General features: G+C 47.6%; 20 protein-coding genes and 1 CRISPR repeat array. All 20 genes read left to right on the forward strand.

What is annotated here, in order from left to right; genetic code table 11:
- Positions 1-73: 73 nt before the first annotated feature.
- The 20 genes from eutA (at position 74) to cas3 (ending at position 22092) form a co-directional block, all read left to right on the forward strand.
- Positions 74-1504, forward strand: a complete 1431-nt coding sequence (gene eutA / locus MH117_RS00395) for an ethanolamine ammonia-lyase reactivating factor EutA (RefSeq protein ID WP_239327703.1) — start codon at positions 74-76, stop codon at positions 1502-1504.
- A gap of 30 nt (positions 1505-1534) precedes the next feature.
- Entirely contained in the window at positions 1535-2899 is a 1365-nt protein-coding gene (locus MH117_RS00400; protein ID WP_239326307.1) for an ethanolamine ammonia-lyase subunit EutB, read from the forward strand.
- A gap of 18 nt (positions 2900-2917) precedes the next feature.
- Positions 2918-3919 carry an ethanolamine ammonia-lyase subunit EutC gene (eutC, locus tag MH117_RS00405; protein ID WP_239326309.1) on the forward strand — a complete coding sequence of 334 codons (1002 nt, stop codon included), beginning with the start codon at positions 2918-2920 and terminating at the stop codon, positions 3917-3919.
- A 21-nt stretch (positions 3920-3940) separates the two neighbouring features.
- Positions 3941-4594 (forward strand): ethanolamine utilization microcompartment protein EutL, encoded by a 654-nt coding sequence (eutL, locus tag MH117_RS00410; RefSeq protein ID WP_239326311.1) that lies wholly within the window; start codon positions 3941-3943, stop codon positions 4592-4594.
- Positions 4595-4605: 11 nt separating this feature from the next.
- Complete coding sequence (locus MH117_RS26760; protein WP_239326313.1) at positions 4606-5535, forward strand: BMC domain-containing protein; 930 nt, start codon at positions 4606-4608, stop codon at positions 5533-5535.
- 25 nt (positions 5536-5560) lie between these two features.
- The gene (locus MH117_RS00420) at positions 5561-7030 is read left to right on the forward strand and encodes an acetaldehyde dehydrogenase (acetylating) (protein ID WP_239326315.1); all 1470 of its coding nucleotides are present in this window, start codon (positions 5561-5563) and stop codon (positions 7028-7030) included.
- Between the two features lie 103 nt (positions 7031-7133).
- Positions 7134-7424: a BMC domain-containing protein gene (locus MH117_RS00425; RefSeq protein ID WP_021252529.1), complete on the forward strand. Its 291-nt coding sequence runs from the start codon at positions 7134-7136 to the stop codon at positions 7422-7424.
- A 128-nt stretch (positions 7425-7552) separates the two neighbouring features.
- Positions 7553-8359 carry a cobalamin adenosyltransferase gene (locus MH117_RS00430; RefSeq protein WP_239326317.1) on the forward strand — a complete coding sequence of 269 codons (807 nt, stop codon included), beginning with the start codon at positions 7553-7555 and terminating at the stop codon, positions 8357-8359.
- 10 nt (positions 8360-8369) lie between these two features.
- Positions 8370-9005 (forward strand): ethanolamine utilization phosphate acetyltransferase EutD, encoded by a 636-nt coding sequence (eutD, locus tag MH117_RS00435; protein ID WP_239326319.1) that lies wholly within the window; start codon positions 8370-8372, stop codon positions 9003-9005.
- An 18-nt stretch (positions 9006-9023) separates the two neighbouring features.
- A complete protein-coding gene (locus MH117_RS00440) occupies positions 9024-9794 on the forward strand; it encodes an ethanolamine utilization protein (protein ID WP_239326321.1) in 771 nt (256 codons plus the stop codon).
- A gap of 15 nt (positions 9795-9809) precedes the next feature.
- Positions 9810-10085 (forward strand): EutN/CcmL family microcompartment protein, encoded by a 276-nt coding sequence (locus MH117_RS00445; protein WP_239326323.1) that lies wholly within the window; start codon positions 9810-9812, stop codon positions 10083-10085.
- Positions 10078-10623, forward strand: a complete 546-nt coding sequence (locus tag MH117_RS00450; protein WP_239326325.1) for a BMC domain-containing protein — start codon at positions 10078-10080, stop codon at positions 10621-10623. Before MH117_RS00445 ends, MH117_RS00450 begins: the two co-directional genes overlap by 8 nt.
- Before the next feature lie 82 nt (positions 10624-10705).
- The gene (gene eutH, locus MH117_RS00455) at positions 10706-11815 is read left to right on the forward strand and encodes an ethanolamine utilization protein EutH (RefSeq protein ID WP_239326327.1); all 1110 of its coding nucleotides are present in this window, start codon (positions 10706-10708) and stop codon (positions 11813-11815) included.
- Positions 11816-11980: 165 nt separating this feature from the next.
- Positions 11981-12625, forward strand: coding sequence for an ATP-binding protein (locus MH117_RS00460; protein WP_239326329.1), 645 nt, complete (start codon positions 11981-11983; stop codon positions 12623-12625).
- A 223-nt stretch (positions 12626-12848) separates the two neighbouring features.
- A complete protein-coding gene (locus MH117_RS00465) occupies positions 12849-13664 on the forward strand; it encodes an amino acid ABC transporter substrate-binding protein (RefSeq protein WP_239326331.1) in 816 nt (271 codons plus the stop codon).
- 56 nt (positions 13665-13720) lie between these two features.
- Complete coding sequence (locus tag MH117_RS00470; protein ID WP_239327704.1) at positions 13721-14344, forward strand: amino acid ABC transporter permease; 624 nt, start codon at positions 13721-13723, stop codon at positions 14342-14344.
- Between the two features lie 239 nt (positions 14345-14583).
- A CRISPR array of direct repeats spans positions 14584-16434; the repeat unit is 32 nt; unit sequence GTCGCACTCTATACGAGTGCGTGGATAGAAAC.
- A gap of 242 nt (positions 16435-16676) precedes the next feature.
- A complete protein-coding gene (gene pxpB / locus MH117_RS00475) occupies positions 16677-17360 on the forward strand; it encodes a 5-oxoprolinase subunit PxpB (protein WP_239326333.1) in 684 nt (227 codons plus the stop codon).
- Positions 17357-18352, forward strand: a complete 996-nt coding sequence (locus MH117_RS00480) for a 5-oxoprolinase subunit C family protein (protein WP_275444458.1) — start codon at positions 17357-17359, stop codon at positions 18350-18352. The genes pxpB and MH117_RS00480 overlap by 4 nt, the downstream gene beginning before the upstream one ends.
- 1 nt (position 18353) lies before the next feature.
- A complete protein-coding gene (locus MH117_RS00485) occupies positions 18354-19124 on the forward strand; it encodes a LamB/YcsF family protein (RefSeq protein WP_239326335.1) in 771 nt (256 codons plus the stop codon).
- A 460-nt stretch (positions 19125-19584) separates the two neighbouring features.
- Positions 19585-22092, forward strand: a complete 2508-nt coding sequence (gene cas3, locus MH117_RS00490) for a CRISPR-associated helicase Cas3' (RefSeq protein ID WP_239326337.1) — start codon at positions 19585-19587, stop codon at positions 22090-22092.
- Positions 22093-22216 lie beyond the last annotated feature (124 nt).

Consider the following 22216-nt stretch of genomic DNA (forward strand, 5'->3'; position numbering starts at 1 on the left):
CATTTGGGGTGGTTATAACTTTAAGCCTTTTTGTGTTCATTTTGGTGTAAACAAACGATGGGGGATGAGAGTAGTGAACGAGCAGCTGCTAAGTGTAGGCATCGATATGGGAACGTCCACGACGCAACTCGTGCTGTCAAAGCTGCATATTCAGAATCTGGCTTCTGCTTTTTCGGTGCCGCGCTTAGTGATTGCGGAGAAAGAAGTAGTATATCGCAGTGATATTTGCTTCACACCCGTGCTGGCAGACAATCGGATCGATATGCAGCAAATCAAGACGTTTGTGGTAGAGCAGTATCAAAAAGCTGGTATTCAAAAGGAAGAGATTCAAACAGGAGCTGTCATCATTACTGGTGAGACGGCACGTAAGGATAACGCCAATGAAGTGCTGTTGTCGTTAAGCGGTTTTGCGGGAGATTTTGTGGTTGCTACCGCAGGTCCAGATCTGGAAAGCATTATTGCTGCCAAAGGAGCAGGCGCACATACCTACTCCAAAGATCATAACACCTCCATTGTCAACATCGACATTGGTGGAGGCACCAGCAATCTGGCGCTGTTTACGGATGGAGAGCTGCTGGATACGGGCTGCCTGGATATTGGAGGCCGCTTGATTAAGGTGGATCAGAGGACGCATGCCATTACGTATATTGCACCGAAGATTAAGCAGTTGGCAGAACGCCGGGGGATCAATCTAGCATTGGGCATGGTTGTTACTCCTCTGGAGTTGGAGCCGATTATCGGAGAAATGGTCAAGCTGCTGGAAGAAAGCGTAGGGCTTCGTCAGCCAAGTGACTTCTATGACACGATTGTGACGAACAAAGGATTGAAGCTAGAGCGGACAATACCGTGTATTTCCTTCTCTGGTGGGGTTGCCGATTACATTTACCAAGAAGCCTCTGGCGATGTGTTCCAGTATGGAGACATTGGGATTTTGCTTGGCAGGGCGATTGCCGCCTCTCCATTAACACAGCGGATGACAGTAGCGCGTTCAGCCGAAACGATCAGGGCAACCGTCGTGGGAGCCGGATCACATACAACGGAGATTAGCGGAAGCACGATTACCTACACGGAAGAGAGCTTTCCGATCAAAAGCATTCCCATTCTGAAGCTGACAGGGGCAGATGAATCTGGCAGCGATGAGGTGCTGGCACAGGCCATTGCCGATAAGTTGAATTGGTTCAAGTTAAACAACGATCTGCAGCGGGTTGCTATTGCGATCGAAGGGAAGAGTAGCCCGAGCTTCGAAGAGGTGCAGAAGTATGCCCGTGGACTGTATAAGGGCATGGCGGAGCTGTTGGAGCGGGAATATCCGCTCATCGTGATCGTTCACCACGATATGGCGAAGGTATTGGGGCAGTCGCTGTATGCTTTGCTTGACTATAAAAAAGATGTCGTTTGTATCGATAGCGTTCAGGTGGACAATGGTGACTACATTGACATTGGCAAGCCGATTGCGGGGGGCAAAGTGTTGCCCGTTGTAATTAAGACGCTAGTGTTTCATTAAATTGAGCTGGATTTGGAAGGAGGAGCTTTTATGATTTTGAAAACGAAATTGTTTGGCCGTGTGTATCAATTTAACACACTGATGGAAGTAATGGCGAAAGCCAATGAAGAAAAATCGGGGGATATGCTAGCTGGTCTTGGGGCGACTTCCTCAGAAGAACGAGTAGCCGCCAAGGTGGTGCTGTCCCAGATAAAAATGTCGGATTTGCGCAACAATCCTGCGGTTCCTTATGAACTGGATGAGGTTACTCGTATTATTCAGGATCAGGTAAATGAACGTATATATAGTGAAATTCAGAACTGGACGGTAGAAGAGCTGCGGGAATGGATTCTGAATGAAAATACAACAGAGTCGGACATCAAGCGTGTATCTCGTGGGTTGACAGCAGAGATGGTAGCTGCGGTTTGCAAGATCATGTCCAATCTCGATTTGATGTATGGGGCAAAGAAAATCCGGATTACAGCCAGCGCAAATACGACGATTGGTCGTGCAGGTACGTTGTCTGCACGCTTGCAGCCGAATCATCCAACCGATGATCCTGATGGGATTATGGCTTCGTTGATGGAAGGACTGACCTTTGGCATCGGGGACGCGGTGCTGGGGCTTAATCCGGTGGACGACTCTGTAGAAAGCGTAACTCGTGTGCTGAAGCGCTTTGAGGAATTCCGTCAGAAGTGGGAGATTCCGACGCAAACGTGCGTGTTGGCCCATGTAACGACACAGATGGAAGCCGTCAAGCGCGGCGCGCCGACAGGTCTGATCTTCCAATCCATTGCCGGCTCGCAAAAAGGCAACGCGGCGTTTGGCTTTGATGCGGCAACCATTGAAGAAGCGCAGGATCTGGTACTTCGTCAAGGACAGGTTGCGGGACCTAACGTAATGTACTTCGAGACGGGACAAGGTTCGGAGCTGTCATCGGAAGCGCACCATGGCATCGACCAAGTGACGATGGAAGCTCGCTGCTATGGTTTTGCAAAGAAATATAATCCGTTTCTCGTAAACACGGTAGTTGGCTTTATCGGTCCTGAGTATTTGTACGATGCAAAGCAGGTTATTCGCGCGGGACTGGAAGATCACTTTATGGGTAAGCTGACAGGCATTTCGATGGGCTGTGACGCTTGTTATACAAACCACATGAAGGCTGACCAGAACGATCTTGAGAATTTGGCGGTCCTGTTGTCTACGGCAGGCTGCAACTTCTTTATGGGTATTCCGCATGGCGATGATGTCATGCTCAATTATCAGACGACTGGGTATCATGAGACCGCTACTCTGCGTGAACTCCTTGGTTTGCGCCCGATCCGTGAGTTTGAACAATGGATGGAGAAAATGGGCTTCATCGAGAATGGAAAGATGACTAAAAAAGCCGGCGACGCGTCTGTATTTCTGAAATAAGGAAGGGAGGTAGCTAACATGAACGAAAAAGACCTGAAATCCATGATTGAATCGATTTTGAATGAAATGGTAGGAGGCGCGCCAGGGGAGAAGCAAGCAGCGACTGCTACGACAGCTGCTCCACAAGCGTTGAAGCCAGAAGCAGAATTGGCAGGACTTATGCAGGCGAGCATGCCGGTGGAAGCGCAAGAACAAGGAAAAGCGAACCATGAAGTAGGTCAGACGCAAGGACACGAATCGTTGTCTGAAGACAACGATGAATGTTTGGATGATATTACGGAAATAGACCTTCGCAAGCTGCTGCTCGTTCCCGAACCTGCAGATCGTGAAGGCTACATGAAAATGAAAGAAAAAACACCAGCTCGACTTGGCGTGTGGCGTGCAGGCCCACGTTACAAGACGATTACGTCGTTGAGATTCCGTGCTGACCATGCTGCTGCACAGGATGCCGTTTTCTCCTACGTGTCTGAAGCGTTCGTGAAGGAAATGAACATGGTTGCGGTGGAGACGATGTGCCGGGACAAGGATGAATATATTACACGGCCAGACTTAGGTCGCCAATTCTCCCCTGAGACGGTTGAACAGATCAAGAAGCATACGACCAAGCAAGCTAAAGTACAGCTGATGGTTGGAGACGGTTTGAGCTCGGCAGCAATTGAGGCTAATTTGCGCGACATCGTGCCAGCTATTACGCAAGGTCTCAAAATGTACGGCTTTGATGTTGGCAACATTTTGTTTGTGAAGCATTGTCGTGTTCCTTCCATGGATGTGATCGGGGATGTTACCGAGGCGGATGTGATTTGCTTGCTGGTTGGTGAGCGTCCGGGACTGGTTACGGCAGAATCAATGAGTGCATACATCGCCTATAAGCCAACTGTTGGGATGCCAGAGGCAAGACGTACCGTGATCTCAAACATTCACTCAGGTGGAACGCCTGCTGTGGAAGCGGGAGCCCATATTGCTGAATTAATTAAGACGATGATCGATCGCAAAGCATCGGGTATTGACTTGAAATTATAGAAAATGGCAAGGAGGCTCCATATGAGAAACGAACAGATTCGTGCAACAGTATTGGGCATGAAAATGATATCGAACGTCAGTCAGGACCTGGCAAGCCGACTGGAGTTGAAGCCGCATCATAAGAGCTTGGGAATCATCACCGCTGACATTGATGATGTCACTTATGCGGCACTTGATGAAGCAACCAAAGCAGCAGCAGTAGATGTGGTATACGCTAAAAGCATGTATGCCGGTTCTGCTAATGCTTCGACCAAGCTTGCGGGTGAAGTGATCGGCATTATGGCTGGGCCAAGTCCCGAGGAAGTGCGCAGCGGCTTAAATGCGGTTGTGAATTTTATCGAGAGCGGCGCCCACTTTGTCAGTGCCAATGAGGATAACAGCATTACGTATTTCGCACACTGCGTTTCCCGTACAGGAACGTATTTGTCCCAGACAGCCAACATTCAAGAGGGGGAATCGCTCGCTTATTTGATCGCTCCGCCTCTAGAAGCAATGTATGCGCTGGATGCGGCGTTAAAAGCCGCCGATGTGACCATCGCAGCCTTTTTCGGTCCGCCATCTGAAACAAACTTTGGCGGTGCGCTGCTGACGGGCAGTCAGTCCGCCTGCAAAGCTGCATGTGATGCATTTGCAGATGCAGTCCAAATCGTCGCTGACAATCCGACAGGTTACTAAGGCAGCCGGTGATGAGAAATAGCGCACTAGGGCTGGTAGAGGTAAAAGGCTATCTGGGAGCCGTTGCCGCTGCTGACGCTGCCTTAAAGGCTGCAAGTGTTACTTGTATCGGTGTAGAGGTCATTAAGGGCGGATTGGCAACTGTCAAGCTCAGCGGTGATGTGGGAGCTGTGCAGGCTGCCGTGGAAGCGGGAGCGGAGACGGCGGCACAATTAAATGTGCTGCTCACCCGTCATGTGATTGCAAGATTACATGAAGAGACCGCTGCTAAAATGGTGAGTCCAACCGATGCTGATGAAGGTTCAGCGGAGGTGGACGCCGCCGAGGGAGTCATCCTCGGGGGAAAGGCTGAATCCGAGCGTTCTGCAGCATCTGTTGCAGCAGAACGTGCCATTGCAGCCGCAGTAACGGATGGGGCGCATGCAGCCGCACCGCTAGGCGAGGAGGCACCTTCTGCCTCGATCAGCATAGAAGCCGCAACAGGGAGTGAAGCTGCGGGTGCGGCAAAGCCGGATACGTGTGTAGTCAACCAGCCCGATAGGCTGACTGACAGCAAGTCCGTTCAGCAGGCTCCAGCAGTAAATGCTGCTGTACAGGCCGCTACTCTACAGTCTGTGAAGCAGACAAAGAATGGTAAGAGCAATAAAGCCGCGAGCAGCAGCATGAACAATAAAAGTACAGGCATCAGCAATAGCAACAGCGGAACGAACAGTATCAATAGCGCTAGTAGTCAAAGTATTACCAACAGTACTAGCAGCCAGAGCATGACAAAGAGTACCGCCAGCGCGAGCAGTCACAGTATGACAAGCAGTACCGTCAGCTCGAACAGTATCGCCAGCACGGCTAACATGAGCAGTGCGAAAAACTCGAACAGCACAAAAAGTTCAAGCAGCACGAACAGTGCTAAACGAACAAAAGGTAACAACAAAGTCAGTTCTTAAAAATGGATAGAGAGAAGGAGTATTGATGGAGACATTGGATAAAGACCTGAGATCCATTCAAGAAGTCCGCAATCTGGTCAAGCAAGCCAAAGAGGCGCAAGCTAAGCTGGCCGTCATGACACAAGAAGAGATAGACGCAATCGTCAAAGCAATCGCAGATGCGGGTTATACGCATCGCGAGAAGCTGGCGAAGATGGCCAATGAGGAAACGGGCTTTGGCCGCTGGCAGGACAAGATTGTCAAAAATGCATTTGCTTCCAAGCATGTGTATGAGTCAATCAAGGATATGAAGACAGTTGGTATTCTAAAGGATGACAAAGCTCATAAGGTCATGGAGGTAGCAGTGCCTGTCGGTGTTGTAGCTGGCTTGATCCCGTCAACCAACCCGACTTCTACTGTGATCTATAAAACGCTGATCGCGCTCAAGGCTGGAAACAGTATTGTATTCTCCCCGCATCCGAATGCGCTTAAGAGCATTCTGGAAACTGTGAGAATTATAAATGAAGCGGCCCTGCAGGCAGGTTGTCCGGAAGGTGCCATTGCGGTTATGACGGTTCCGACGATTCAAGGAACCGACCAGCTGATGAAGCATAATGATGTGGCTTTAATACTGGCTACAGGCGGAACGGCGATGGTTAAGGCCGCTTATTCATCCGGTACACCAGCGATCGGTGTCGGCCCAGGCAATGGCCCGGCATTCATCGAGCAAAGCGCCAATATTCCGCTTGCGGTCAAACGTATTCTCGATTCGAAGACGTTTGACAATGGCACGATCTGCGCGTCAGAGCAATCCGTTGTTGTTGAGGCGTGCAGCAAAGAAGCGGTTGTAGCAGAGTTCAAGAAGCAGGGAGCTTATTTCCTTTCTGCCGAAGAAGCTGCACAGCTCGGTCGCTTCATTATGCGGGCCAACGGCACGATGAATCCGCAAATCGTCGGTCGCAGCGTAGATCACATCGCCAAGCTGGCGAACCTGCAAGTTCCAGCTGGAACGCGTGTGCTGATTGCTGAAGAAACGCGTGTTGGGCACAATGTGCCGTATTCACGCGAGAAGTTGGCACCGATTCTGGCCTTCTATACAGAAGAGAACTGGGAAGCGGCGTGTGCACGCTGCATCGAGATCTTGAACGGCGAAGGTGCTGGTCATACGATGATCATTCATTCAGAGAATGAAAATATCGTGCGCCAGTTCGCCTTGAAGAAGCCGGTATCCCGATTGCTAGTCAACACGGCTGGAGCACTTGGCGGCATCGGTGCAACGACAGCACTTGCTCCGGCACTAACGCTGGGCTGCGGTGCCGTTGGCGGCAGCTCAACTTCCGACAACATCAGCCCGCTGAATTTGCTTAACATTCGCAGAATGGCATACGGTTTGAGAGAATTGGAAGATTTGACAGAAAAACAGCCGACCGCGCAACCTGAACTGGCAAACTTGAACATCAACGATAAAGAACAGTTGATCAGCATGATTGTGACACGTATTTTAGCGGAGATGTAAGTTGAATGATTGGAAATTGCTCGCGATAGCAGCACAATTCAAACGGGCTTCATACTTTATGGTTATTCACTAAATTTAACATATACCTAGGAGGAATTTTAAAATGGCAAACGCAAACGCATTGGGAATGGTTGAAACAAAAGGTCTGGTTGGTGCAATTGAAGCAGCAGATGCAATGGTAAAAGCAGCAAACGTAACTTTGATTGGCAAAGAACAAATCGGTGCAGGTCTTGTAACGGTAATGGTTCGCGGGGATGTAGGCGCGGTTAAAGCAGCTACAGATGCAGGAGCAGCAGCGGCAGAGCGTGTCGGCGAATTGCTGTCCGTACATGTGATTCCAAGACCACATTCGGAAGTAGACGCTATTTTGCCAAAGACTAAAATCGTTGAATAAGACGAATTCCGGACAAGCCAAATAGATCAGGAGTGTGGAAGGGTGTGGAGCAGTCTGCATCCTTCCCCTACCTGTCGCGGCCCTAACGCCAGCGGCTCAAAAGACCGCGAGTAAAAGGATGTGAGAACATGGCTGTGATTACGGAAAGCGAGCTGCGCAAGCACTTTCGAAATCAAAATATGAAAGAGATTGCGGTATACGAGGCAGCGGCAGGAACCATTCTGACCCCTTCGGCAAAGAGCTTTTTAACCGATCATCAGATTGAGCTTCGTTATGTGCGGGTTCCCGAGAACACAACTGAAGCTGCTGTCACGGAACCAGCAAAAGAAGTAAAGCTTCAAATCACCAAAAATTTAGACGTTGAGCCGGCAACAGAAGGAAAAAAGCGTTTTCGTACGTTGTATGGCGGGTTTTTGGAAACAAAGCCAGAGCACATGACTCATTTATACGGCAACATGCTTGTATTTAAAGACCATCCTCGGATCTTATTCCGCGGCAAGCTTGATTCATTGGAAACAAAACTATTAGAGGCACAAATCAGCTGTCATAAGTTAAATATGACCAAATTGGTTGAAGACTTGGAAGAAATATTGCAATTTGTAAGGAAAATCGTACGTTGTGAAGTGTTAAGCGAAAGTATAGAAGAGTTTCACTTGCTTGGGATGACCCCTAAGGAGCTGCGCGAGCAGTCCCATTTTCCCAAGAAGTATTTTGGATTGGAACATTTTCAACCCAGCTATGATATGGGCGAAGCGGTTGTTGTCATAAATGCGTTGCGCACCATGACGCGGGAGACGGAGCTACTGGCTTATCAGGCCTTTAAGCAGGAACACGGAAGCGCGGAGCGAGAGGATATTATCCGCACGTTGAATCGGCTGTCTTCGTTGTTCTGGATTATTATGTTTCGTATTCGCGTAGGACAGTACAATTCATGAGGTGAGAATGATGGATAATGAACTGGTAGCAAGTATCATTAATGAAGTAGTCAAACGTGTACAGGAAGAAAGCTGCATTGAGATTGAAGCCTCAGGCAAGCATGTTCATTTGGACAGAGCGACGATTGATGGTTTGTTTGGAGAAGGTTATCAACTAACTAAGGCACGCGATCTGTCTCAGCCAGGGCAGTATGCTTGCAAGGAGCGTGTGACGCTGATCGGTCCAAAAGGTACGCTGCATAACGTTGTCGTGCTTGGACCCGAACGTAAGGAATCGCAGGTAGAAGTCTCACAGACAGACGCCGTTGTGCTGGGCGTGCAAGTGCCAGTAAGTGAAAGCGGCAAGCTGGAAGGGACGCCAGGAATCATAATAGCATCGGGCAGCAGCATGATTAGACTGAAGCGAGGCTTAATTGCTGCTCAGCGTCATATTCATGTGAAGGCAGCAGATGCTGAAAAATATAATGTGACTAATGGTGAGATTGTCCAAGTCAAAGTGTATGGCAAACGACCGCTCATTTTTGATGATGTGCTGGTACGCGTAAGCGCCAATTATGAGACGTACATGCATATTGATTATGACGAAGCGAATGCTTGTGGTTTTGTGAAAGGTACGAAGGGCAAGATCGTCAAGAAGAGCATCTAGGTTTAGGAGTGTGAAAAGATGAACATAGAAGCTCAAGAACGTGCGGCACTTATCCAGGCAGTGACGGCGGAGGTTCTAAAGCGATTGGCACATGTGCCAGCGGATGAACCTTCAGTGCAGAAGCGACGCATCGTCGTTATGTCCGAAGAGACGATGCCTGCGCTGGAACTTGGCTTGAACTTGAATGCAATGGACGAGTTGTGTTACTACGAGGAGTCGATGAGAGACTGTGATCTGCTTGTCATTCCGCAGCTGTGTCTCCAACTACTATCCAATCTTGCTCAAGGCATTAGCGCAGGTTCGCGTGAACGCTTCGTGCTGACGATGCTGCTAAAGGGCAAACAAGTAGTGGCTTTGGAAGAAGGACTGATGTACCGCAAATACAAGTCAACCGCACCGGTTCTCTTATATAAGCTGTACGACGGATGGGTGGACAAGCTCTCCAGCTATGGTGTTCGCTTCGTCCGTGAGGCAGACTTGGAACAGATTGTTCTTGCACATGGACAGGCAATAGAAGTGCAGGATGTTCAAAAAGTCGAAGGAATGCAAGCTGCCAAGCAAGCAGTACATCCCCTGCAAGCTGGAGCAAGCCCAACTGAAGCTGCTAGGATGCATGCTGAACAGCCTCTTCTTCCGGAAGTAATATCTTGTAAAGTGATTACGGAAGCGGAAGTGAAAAAATGCCGTCTTCAAAATCGGAATGAAATTGTTATCGGTCAGAACAGTATCATTACACCGCTAGCACAGGATTATTTACGCATGCAGCAGATGCAGGTACACAGAAGATAACGGTGAGGTGAGCTTATGATCGTAGGAAAAGTGGTGGGCAGCATGTGGGCTACCCGCAAAGACAATAAGCTGAATGGACTGACCTTCCTGATGGTGCAGCCGCTTGCGTATGATGAACTGCCGGATCAGCGCGACATATTTGTGGCTGCCGACAATGCAGGGGCAGGCATTGGCGACACCGTGCTGGTGACGACAGGAAGTTCAGCCCGAGCTTCGCTCACTAATGGGGATGTGCCTGTTGATGCGGTTATCGTAGGTATCGTTGATTCTATTGAGGTCGCTCATGAGTAGTGCGATCGGTGTGATCGAGCTGCGCAGTATAAGTAAAGGTTACGAGACAGCTGATCATATGCTGAAGACTTCACCGGTAACGATTCATCATCTTAAGCCTATCTGTCCGGGAAAGTTTCTTATTATTATGAGTGGCGACACTGCGGATGTACAGGTTGCAATGGACGCTGCAATAGCGGAAGCAGGGGAATACCGCATCAGTGACTTTACGCTGCATGGTGTTCATCCAGATGTTGTAGAGGGATTGAAACGGCGCTACTCTTCACATCCCGTAGATGCTGTTGGAATTGTGGAAACGTCTACAGTATCTTCTGGCATGTACGCGCTTAATGAAGCATTAAAGCAGTGTCATATCCATGTGAAAAAAATGAACCTTGGCATGGCGATTGGTGGTAAGTTCCTCGCTGTGTTTACGGGAAGTGTCAGCGACGTGGAGCAGGGCATGAAGGTGTTTGTGTCCTCCATGGAGCAGAAGCGAATCGTTCACCATGCCGTGCTGCGTTCCCCGACGGAGGAAATCAAACAACATTTCCGCTGAGAGGTAGTTCAAAACGGATAGGATTTGAACAGTAACGCAAAGAGCTGTTGAACACGCATCAAAAGAATGGAGGAGCACTTTCGTGGAAATTAATGAAATTATCATTTATGGCATGGTTATTTTCATGGTTCTTGGTGCCATCGACAAGTGTATTGGGTACAAGTTCGGATTGGGACATCAATTCGATGAAGGGCTTATGGCGATGGGATCGCTTACCCTTGCGATGGTAGGGATTATCTCTCTTTCTCCCGTATTGGCCAAGCTGCTGAGCCCTATCGTAGTTCCGCTGTACAGTGCGCTGGGCGCAGATCCAGCTATGTTTGCAACTACGCTGCTAGCTAATGACATGGGCGGTTATTCGCTGGCCATGGAGTTGGCGAAGACACCGGAGGCAGGTTTGTTTGCTGGAACCATCTTGGGCGCGATGCTCGGACCAACCATTGTATTTATTATTCCGGTTGCGCTTGGCATTATTAAGAAAGAAGATCAGAAATACTTGGCTACCGGTGTATTGGCCGGTATCGTCACGATTCCGCTTGGATGTCTGATCGGAGGATTGGTTGCTGGGTATTCTATCGGGATGATCTTGGCCAACCTGGTGCCAATCATTTTGTTTGCCGCACTAATCGTCCTTGGCTTATGGCGATTCCCGAATGGGATGATTAAGGGCTTTACGATCTTTGGCCAATTTATCGTCGTTGTTGCCACATTAGGACTGGCCGTTGGCATTACGCAGCAGCTTACGGATATTACGATAATTCCGGGGTTGGCTCCAATTGAGGAAGGCATCAAGATCGTCGGCGATATTTCGATTGTGTTGGCTGGTGCATTTGCGATGGTTTTTGTCATTACGAAAGTATTTAACAAGCCGCTTATGAAGCTTGGTAAATTACTCGGGATGAATGAAGTTGCCGCTGCTGGTATGGTAGCTACGCTTGCCAACGTAATCCCGATGTTTGGCATGATGAAGGATATGGATGCACGTGGAAAAGTGATTAACGTAGCTTTTGCCGTGTCTGCCGCTTTTGTGTTTGGCGATCACCTCGGCTTTACGGCAGGGGTTGCCAAGGAGATGATCTTCCCGATGATTGTGGGCAAGCTTGTTGGCGGGATTACCGCTATCATTGTAGCTATTTATTTGGCGAAGAAGATGGCTCCAGAACCTAAAGAATCTCAGCCGGAGTCGGCGTAGGCTCACCCCTACACATAAATGAATAATGCAGAACTAGCAAGAACTGATCTAAGCTGTACAGCTTTAGAACGGTTCTTGTTTTTTTATTTAAGCAGCAGTTGCTTCTGGACTATTTAATTGATGTGATGGTGTATAATTATGGAACGTAGGGAAGGGGAATCAGCGATGAGTATCATCTGTTTAGAAGGAGCAAGCGCGGTAGGCAAGAGCACGACTTGCAAAGCGTTCGCCCGCCGCTATCATACTTATGTAGTACCAGAGACAAGCGAGCTCTTTAAGGCTCCAGGACTTCAGGATAAACCATTGTCTAAATGGTTGTTGGATCGGCAAATAGATAGATGGAGCATCGCTAGGGAACAAAGTTTAAAGTACGATTACGTCATTCTAGATGGAGATATTTTTAAACTATGGTATGACTGGGTATTTGGCGACAGTGGTCTTACGGTGCAAGAACAGGGTGAATTATTTAGAGATAAGATTATACAGCAGGAGATAGCATTTCCAGACGCATACGTAGCTTTATGGATAGATGAAGAGCAGCTGCGTGCACGCAGGGAAGCGGACTCTTCCAGAACGAGAAAGAATTTTACCAAGCATTTGCACATGGTCAAGCCGCAATTAAAGTACTTCACATTTTTGCAAGGCCTTATCCCTGGATACGTCGGTATCCATAATGCCACCTCGGTGGAAAGTAACGTAGATTTTATGTTCCAGCATTTGCAGCAGACACCAGACATAATAGGGAAACAAGTAGAGATTTTTGATCAAATTTTACACTTTTACGACACCCATCAAGCAGATCAATACTAACTACATAGAAATATCGGTTTGTGGAAAAAATAACAAGGGATAATAGGGGGTTATCATGCTAATTTGATATACTATAGTTACCAGATCGGATTTATATGAAAAAGTATTGTGCAGTTCTGGAAAGCGTGATATTATCGGAACAATCATCATCTGAATCAGGTGACATTTGTAAAGTTATCAAGATTAAGCATGATCCTATAACTTGTTATTTGGGGGCTACGGTATGAAAAAGAGAACATTAACTTTAATGCTTATCGCATTTGCAATGGTGATGGCGGCATGCGGTGGCCAGAACGGGAATACGAAGTCAGAATCGGGTGCTGGGGCTGCGGAGTCGGGATTGCTTGGTGAAATTAAGGCCAATGGCAAGATTCATATTGGTACAGAAGGAACCTATCCCCCGTTTACGTATCATGACGATAGCGGCAAGCTGACAGGCTTTGACGTTGAGATTGCGGAGGAAATTGCGAAGCGGTTGGGTGTAACAGCTGAGTTTTCTGAAGCGAAGTGGGATGGTATGTTTGCTGGATTAGATGCCAAACGATTTGATATTGTCGTCAACCAAGTATCCATAAATGATGAACGTAAGAAGAAGTATGACTTTTCCGATCCGTACAGTGTATCCAAAGCCGTGCTGATCGTACATGAAGATAATCAGGATGTGAAGGCATTTGCAGACCTGAAAGGGAAAAAGGCAGGCCAATCCTTGACTTCCAATTTGACGGAGCTGGCTAAAGCGAATGGCGCTGAAATCGTGCAGACGGATGGTTTTAATCAAGCGATCGAATTACTCGTATCCAAGCGCATCGACGCTACTGTAAACGATGGACTTTCTTTCCTTGACTTCAAGAAGCATCGTCCAGAGGCAAAAGTTAAAGTGGTAGCGGAGCATGAAAGTGCTTCAAGCAGCGGTATTTTGCTGCGTAAAGGGGAGCAAACACTGGTAGATGCAATTAACAAGGCACTTGCGGATATGAAGTCAGACGGTACTTACTTGACCATTTCCAAAAAATATTTTAACGCAGATATTTCAAAGTAGCTGGGTGATCACTCGTGAATCAATATTGGGATATATTTATTGACTCGTTATGGCCGATGTTAAAAGCGGGATTATTGTTTGCCGTTCCACTTACGCTGATTTCATTTGTACTCGGGCTTGTGCTGGCTTTATTGACAGCACTTGCTCGACTTTCTTCTATTAAGCCGCTGGTATGGCTTGCTCAATTTTATGTGTGGATTATACGAGGGACGCCGCTGCTGGTGCAGTTGTTTATTATTTTTTATGGGCTTCCCAGCATTGGAATTACGATTGGTGCGTTTCCAGCCGCAATTATTGGTTTTACACTGAGTGTTGGAGCCTACAATTCAGAAGTGCTGCGGGCTGCAATCAACTCGATCTCGCAAGGGCAATGGGAAGCAGCGGACTCGCTTGGCATGACGCGCAGTCAGATTTTGCGCCGTATAATATTGCCGCAAGCGGCGCGTGTCTCTGTGCCGCCGTTGTCGAACTCCTTTATTAGCTTGGTCAAGGATACGTCGCTTGCTGCGACCATTACGGTAACAGAAATGTTTCAGCGAGCACAGCAGATTGCGGCGACAACCTACGAGCCCATGCTCGTATACTGTGAAGTGGCACTTGTCTATTTATTTTTCAGTACAATTCTGTCTGCTTTACAAGCGAGAGTGGAGAAATATTTTGAACGTTACATTGTGCGCTAGGTGCAGCAACAGCAGCAGAAAATGGAGCCGATTGTAACATAAAAGTAGTTTCAACGTCTGGTGCGAATGTGAGGTGCACATGATTTTCCCGGGACATCCGCACCAATATTTTTCTATTATATGTAAAATAATGTTGAGTTTGTAAGTGAAATATTGCATAAAGCATTGTGGAAATATGATTTTCGTGTTATTTTGATCGAAATGAAGTCAATTTGTTGTGTTTTTGGCTTATTTTCGCTGTCGCACTCTATACGAGTGCGTGGATAGAAACGGCTTGGGAAAACCCAAGTTGAATTCAAAAGTGGTCGCACTCTATACGAGTGCGTGGATAGAAACCGAAACATTGCTAAATCGAACTCGGCGTGGTGGAAGTCGCACTCTATACGAGTGCGTGGATAGAAACACGAGCGTCAGCTCCTTCGGAACCTTCGACAAACTGTCGCACTCTATACGAGTGCGTGGATAGAAACTGGAGTATCCTTTTAGTTCACTGTATTCTCCGTCCCGTCGCACTCTATACGAGTGCGTGGATAGAAACTTCAACGACAACTTGCGGCCGTCCGCGAAGAACTGTCGCACTCTATACGAGTGCGTGGATAGAAACTTCAACGACAACTTGCGGCCGTCCGCGAAGAACTCGGTCGCACTCTATACGAGTGCGTGGATAGAAACTGTAGCAGTGTCTATTATTACAGACACTGGAATGTCGCACTCTATACGAGTGCGTGGATAGAAACACTCCCAATGGGGCATTTGATAAAAGTAATCAAGACGTCGCACTCTATACGAGTGCGTGGATAGAAACCGTTGATCTGTGTATTTACGCTGCTGATGATGTTAAACGGTCGCACTCTATACGAGTGCGTGGATAGAAACTGCCATTTGGCAAGATAACCAATCGATCAGGCACGTCGCACTCTATACGAGTGCGTGGATAGAAACTTTGGAATACTTTTTCATACAATTGGTACCTCACGTCGCACTCTATACGAGTGCGTGGATAGAAACAGTAATAAAACTTGATTTACCTACGCCAGAAGATAGTCGCACTCTATACGAGTGCGTGGATAGAAACACGAAGCTGGCATCTCTCGACAGTCTACTCGGCGTCGCACTCTATACGAGTGCGTGGATAGAAACTGGTTTTTCTAATAACTTCATTGCTGCGGAAATATTGTCGCACTCTATACGAGTGCGTGGATAGAAACATATCCGTCCCAACAAATTCTATTTCCGTGTATTCCGGTCGCACTCTATACGAGTGCGTGGATAGAAACCTTACAAGTTCGAGCTGACATCTATGAACTACAGGTCGCACTCTATACGAGTGCGTGGATAGAAACCAATGTTGACTCACAGTACAGGAATTAACCCGTTACAAGTCGCACTCTATACGAGTGCGTGGATAGAAACATGTTTGCAGGGATAACGTCTAATCCCGCATAAGGTGGTCGCACTCTATACGAGTGCGTGGATAGAAACTAATAATATTAATTTTCAATTAGAGGACAGGCCATTGGTCGCACTCTATACGAGTGCGTGGATAGAAACATCAATACTATATGGTTCCACGAGGTCAGTATAGTCGCACTCTATACGAGTGCGTGGATAGAAACTCTTCTTCGCACTCATCACATCCATCTTCACAACACGTCGCACTCTATACGAGTGCGTGGATAGAAACTTATACTTTTTACCGTTTGCTCCTTTGTAGTTGTCTAAAGTCGCACTCTATACGAGTGCGTGGATAGAAACTTGTCGCATCAATAAATCCTGCTTTGTAAAAGTAGTCGCACTCTATACGAGTGCGTGGATAGAAACAGCTTAGGGTTCGTGTTGAGTAGCTTTCCTACCAGTCGCACTCTATACGAGTGCGTGGATAGAAACAACACTGAGCGATACTTGCCATCGCTACGCAAGGCAGTCGCACTCTATACGAGTGCGTGGATAGAAACCTTTGCCGCAACAACGGAGGGTGAGATTGACGCCAGTCGCACTCTATACGAGTGCGTGGATAGAAACTTAATCAAATATTCATCCGGATCCGTATGACTACCAGTCGCACTCTATACGAGTGCGTGAATAGAAACGTGATCGTGCCAACGATCTTAGCGATGTCAGCTTCAGGTCGCACTCTACATAAGTGCGTGCCAACGGGTGTCCAGCAAGAATGCAAGGTCGGCGCCTCCTGCGTAGATGCTTTGACCAAACCATGTTATCGTTTAACTCCACCAATCAAACAACAAGCAGACGCCCAAGAGGCTTCTGCTTGTTGTTTTTGGCATTCCATGCTAATGTGGGGTCGTAAATAGTGCTAAAGGGGAGAAATGCTGTGCGATACTTTCCACTGGGAGATGCTGCAATAGTTGTGGAGTTCGATTCTGTTATTGGACCAGCATCTCATGAGAAGGTTCGATTGTTGTCTACCTATCTGGATTTTCACTCATTTAAGGGGATGGTCGAATATGTCCCTGCTTTTACAACGGTGACGGTATTTTATAATCCGCTAGTTTTGCGATATGCAGAAGCGCAAGCGAAGCTGGAAGAGGCGGTATGGCAGGCTAAGGGGATGCAACTCGAGCAGACAGCTCGTAATGTCGAAATACCGGTATGTTACGGAGGCGAGTATGGTCCTGATCTGGAAGATGTTGCTAGACATAACCAACTGACAGCAGATGAGGTTGTTCACATTCACAGCAACGCTGAGTATCTGGTCTACATGATCGGATTTGCGCCGGGATTTCCGTATCTTGGCGGCATGTCGGAGCGTATTGCTGCACCGAGGCGGCCGTCCCCGCGCCTTGTGATTCCTGTAGGGACGGTTGGTATTGCGGGTATGCAGACGGGAGTGTATCCCATAGGCACACCAGGCGGTTGGCAGTTAATTGGCCGCACACCAGAGCCGTTATTTCGTCCGGACATGAAACCTCCAACCTTACTGCGAGCAGGAGATAAGGTTCGCTTCCTGCCGATAACGGAGAAGGAATTTGAGAGTTGGGAGGGACGTGAAGGATGACGATCAGGGTAATAACGCCGGGTCTGCTAACAACGGTTCAGGACTTGGGACGCTTTGGATTCCAGAAGTTCGGTGTACTGGCAAGCGGGGCGATGGATACAATGGCACTCAGAATGGCTAACCTGCTAGTGGGAAATGAGGAGCATGCGGCAGCGCTCGAAATGACCCTGTTAGGACCTCAGCTTGTATTTGAACAGGGAACAGTTGTGGTTCTTGCGGGCGGCAGCTTGTCACCCGCAGTTGATGGTGCTGCTATTCCGCTAGGAAGGCCTGTCTATCTACCAGCGGGCAGCAAACTGACTTTTGGCAAGGCTATATCTGGCTGTCGTTCTTATCTTGCAGTGGCTGGGGGGATTCAAGTGCCAGATGTAATGGGCAGCCGCAGTACCTATTTACGTGCTGGCATAGGCGGATTGCATGGTCGAGCTCTGCAGGCTGGAGATGTACTGGAGACAGGAGTGGCTGCGAGCGGATGGAATGAGCATTTTAAGGATAGGGCTAAAGTTGAGGTGCTGCCGTGGGGGGCAAGTCATGAGCTGCAGCCTATGTATCGGGACAATCCTGTGCTTCGTGCGGTGAGCGGGCCGGAATATAACTGTTTTACGGAAGAAAGCAGGCAGATGTTCTGGGAGAAGCCATTCCGTGTCACACCTCAGTCTGACCGCATGGGATATCGATTGGCAGATGTACCCTTGTCCTTGGCAGATCCATTTGAGATGGTATCCTCGGCTGTAGGTATCGGCACCATTCAGGTTCCGTCGGAAGGCAACCCGATCGTGCTGTTGGCAGACAGGCAGACAGCAGGTGGTTATCCGCGTATTGCCCATATCATCAGTGTAGATTTTCCATTAATTGCACAGGTAAAGCCAGGTGGATATGTACGATTTACAGAGGTTTCTCTTGAGGAAGCACAGGAGTTATACATACAGCAGGAATACAGCATTCAACAATTCAAACAGGGAATCAAAGGTAAGCTTGTAAGGAGGAATTAGGATGTACAAAGTGGATATCAACTGTGACATGGGAGAAAGTTTTGGCACTTACCGGTTAGGTGCGGATGTAGAGATTTTGCCGTATGTCACATCCGTTAATATTGCTTGCGGGTTTCATGCTGGTGATCCGTCTGTCATGAAGCGTACTGTATCCGCAGCGCTTGCGCACGGGGCGGCTATCGGCGCACATCCTGGGTTGCCAGACCTCGCTGGATTCGGCCGACGAAATCTGGATATTACACCAGGGGAAGCCTACGATATGGTCGTTTATCAAGTTGGTGCCTTATTTGGATTCGTGAAGGCAGCTGGTGGGAACATGCAGCACGTGAAGCCCCACGGCGCACTGTACAACATGGCTGCTGCCAATCGTACACTGTCAGATGCGATCGCCCATGCCGTCTATGACGTGAATCCGGAGCTGATCCTGTATGGATTATCGGGCAGTGAGTTGGTCCGCGCGGGACAGGAAGTGGGGCTTCGCATCGCCCATGAGGTATTTGCAGATCGGACGTATCAAGCCGATGGTTCACTGACATCACGCCGGGAAGCCAATGCGCTGATAACGGATACGGAACAGGCGGTGCAGCAGGTTATCCGTATGGTAGAAGCAGGAGTGGTTCGTTCCGTTCAGGGATATGACATTGCTATTCAGGCGGACACAGTGTGTATTCATGGTGATGGTGCGCATGCGCTTGTATTTGCCCAAAGTCTTTGGCAGCAACTAGGAGAGACAGACATTGTCGTTCAATCCGTTACACAGCGGCAGGCATGATGACGAGGCTGCCGGACATCAGAATAATCATGGTGTAGGGGCTTTCGATATTTAATGAAAAGCTCGGTTAATATGAGGCGCATTTTCATCAACATACCTAGGAGTTAAGGCAGTCGCATTTTATGCGGCTCTTTTTTTTGTGGACATACATGCACGGATATGATGTGGACCATGCTGTGCGTTAGAATATGCTGCACACAATGCCCTTATTACGGATACAAAGTATGATATTGAATCGGAGTCAAGAGGGATTTTGCACCAATTTTCACTTATATGGGCAGGAATGCTTATCTTAGTTGTCGAATATCTAATATTTATGGGAGATTTCGTAAACTTCTGGAGGAAGATAATGAATTCGGATAAGAACTGAGTTGAAGGAATGGCGGAGACGTTCACTGGAAGCAGATAAAGAATAGTACAACAGCTATTAATGTTTTCCAGGGAAGGAAGGGGATATAACGTGAGATCAATTGCTCATATACGTGCTAGTGATAAGCAGGTGCAGACGGTTGAAGCACACTTGTTAGGTGTATGCAAACTGGCGGAGAAATACGGAGAAAAGCTAGGCGTTAAACATGTGACAGGGTTGGCCGGTTTGCTGCACGATATGGGGAAATATACAAATGCGTTTGCAGACTACATCTTGGCAGCCGAAGCAGCAGCAAATAACCCCAGTGTCTCCAAGCCGAAGCGGGGCAGTGTAGATCATTCGACAGCAGGAGGCAAGCTGTTATATGACCTGTTTCACGGGGATAAGTCGCCCTATCGTGTCGTGCTTGCGGAAATTGTGGGCAATGCAATTATTTCGCACCATTCCTACTTAAAAGATTTTTTCGGCCCTGAGCTGGAATCCGACTATTTAAAGCGAGTAATAGAAAAGGAACTGGAGGAGTATGAACAAAGTAAGCAGACTTTCTTTGAACATGTGATTGGTGAAAAGGATCTTAATGCTTATGTAGATCAAGCTGCTGTTGAATTGGAGCAGTATCTGAACAAGGGAGCTGATAACGAGCCTCTTGAGCTTCAATTGATGTTTCTGACGAAGTTGACGTTTAGTGCACTTATAGATGCGGATCGAACGAATACACGGGCATTTGAAATGAACCTGCCTGATGAGCCCGAACTTGATGTGAACCCACTTTTCCACACTTATTATGATCGATTGCTAAAGAAGGTACATACGTTTCAATCCGCAAAAGATGCATCTAAGCGGATTAATCGGCTGCGACACGAGATGTCAGAGCAGTGTGATCAATTTGCGGAGCAGCCGCCAGGCATACGCACCTTATCCATCCCAACAGGGGGAGGCAAAACATTTGCCAGCCTAAGATATGCATTGAAACACGCCTTCACATTCCACTTAAAACGAATTATATATATCGTACCCTACACAACTATTATCGAGCAAAATGCAGCAGAGATTCGCAAAATATTAGAGGATGACACCCATATTCTCGAGCACCACTCTAACGTCGTTCATGAGAGACGTGATCGTAAAGAGGCACCAACTACTCACAATGAGGATCAAGAGCTCGATGGTCTTGCCGTAACACAAGAGCAAAAATTAGAGCTGGTGAAGGACAACTGGGATGCACCGATCATTTTTACGACGATGGTACAATTTCTGAATGTGTTCTTTACCAAAAGCAGTCGCAACATTAGGCGGCTTCATAACGTATGTGAGGCCGTTCTTATTTTTGACGAGGTGCAAAAGGTACCTACCTCCTGTATATCGTTATTTAATCTGACGTTGAATTTTTTGCGGAATTATGGTGGCTCCAGCATTGTGTTGTGTACGGCAACGCAGCCAGCTCTGGATTACGTAGAGCACAAGCTGGACATGAGTCAGAATGAAGAAATAATAGGGAATATCGATGATGTCATTAAAGAGTTTACACGTGTAAAGCTGATCGATAAGGCGACGGGGGAAACGTTTACGACAGACAAGCTCGCTCAATTCGTAGATGATGCCCTAAATGAAGTGCAAAGCGTGCTCGTGATCTTGAATACGAAATCCGTGGTCAAAGCGCTGTGTGAGCAGTTAGGTGATCAGGTTGTTGACGAGCAGGGCACGGTGATCCCTGTATATCATCTAAGCACATACATGTGTGCAGCGCATCGCAATGCTATTTTAGAAAAGGTCAAACAGCATTTGAAGCACAAGGAAAAGGTGATCTGTGTAAGTACGCCGTTAATTGAGGCGGGTGTTGATATAAGCTTTGAGTGTGTCATTCGTTCCTTGGCCGGATTGGACTCGATTGCCCAAGCGGCTGGCCGTTGCAACCGTCATCGAGAGCACAACATGCAAAATGTATACATCATTGACCACGCAGAAGAAAACCTGAAGCAACTGGAGGAGATTCGCAAAGGGAAAGCAATTGTCAGCATTATGCTCAAAGACATGGTGTGCGACCCGACAGCGCATGGAGGTGACTTATTGTCACGTGCAGCAATAAGCAGATACTTTCAGGAGTATTACATGGAGCGCGCCTCTGATCTGGATTATACAGTGCCCAAGCTTAGTAAAAGCTTAACTTCACTCCTGTTTGCATATGGAAATGATACGGATGGGTACTATCAGGCTTATCTTCAGCAACGGAAGAAACAGCCGCAAATGGAGGATGCCATCCGGTCGTTGTGTATTAAGAACAGCTACGGCACAGCCGCAGAGCATTTTAAAGTGATTGAGGACCTGACGACTCCTGTGATCGTTCCTTATGGTAAGGGAAAAGAGATCATTGCCCAATTGAATGGGGGCGGAACGATTGATGATCTGACAGACTTGTTGCGCAGCGCGCAGCCATTTACCGTGAATTTATATGAATATGATATACGAAGAATGGATCAAAGCGGAGGATTAGGCAGTTGTCTGGATGGGAAAGTGCTCGTGCTAAAAGAAGGAGCGTACAATGATACATTTGGTGTGGACATCGAAAATGATAGCAAAATGGGTTTTTTGAATTCGTAAAGTTCGGAAATGTAGCACTTTGGAATAGCGGTAATAGAGGACACGAAACGTTCATAGGTTATGAGTTTGCCTCTATTGAACATATTTAAAGATGTTCATATAATGGAAATATAAGAAAAATAAG

This window comes from Paenibacillus sp. ACRRX (assembly GCF_022346885.1).
Classification (GTDB): Bacteria; Bacillota; Bacilli; order Paenibacillales; family Paenibacillaceae; genus Paenibacillus_B.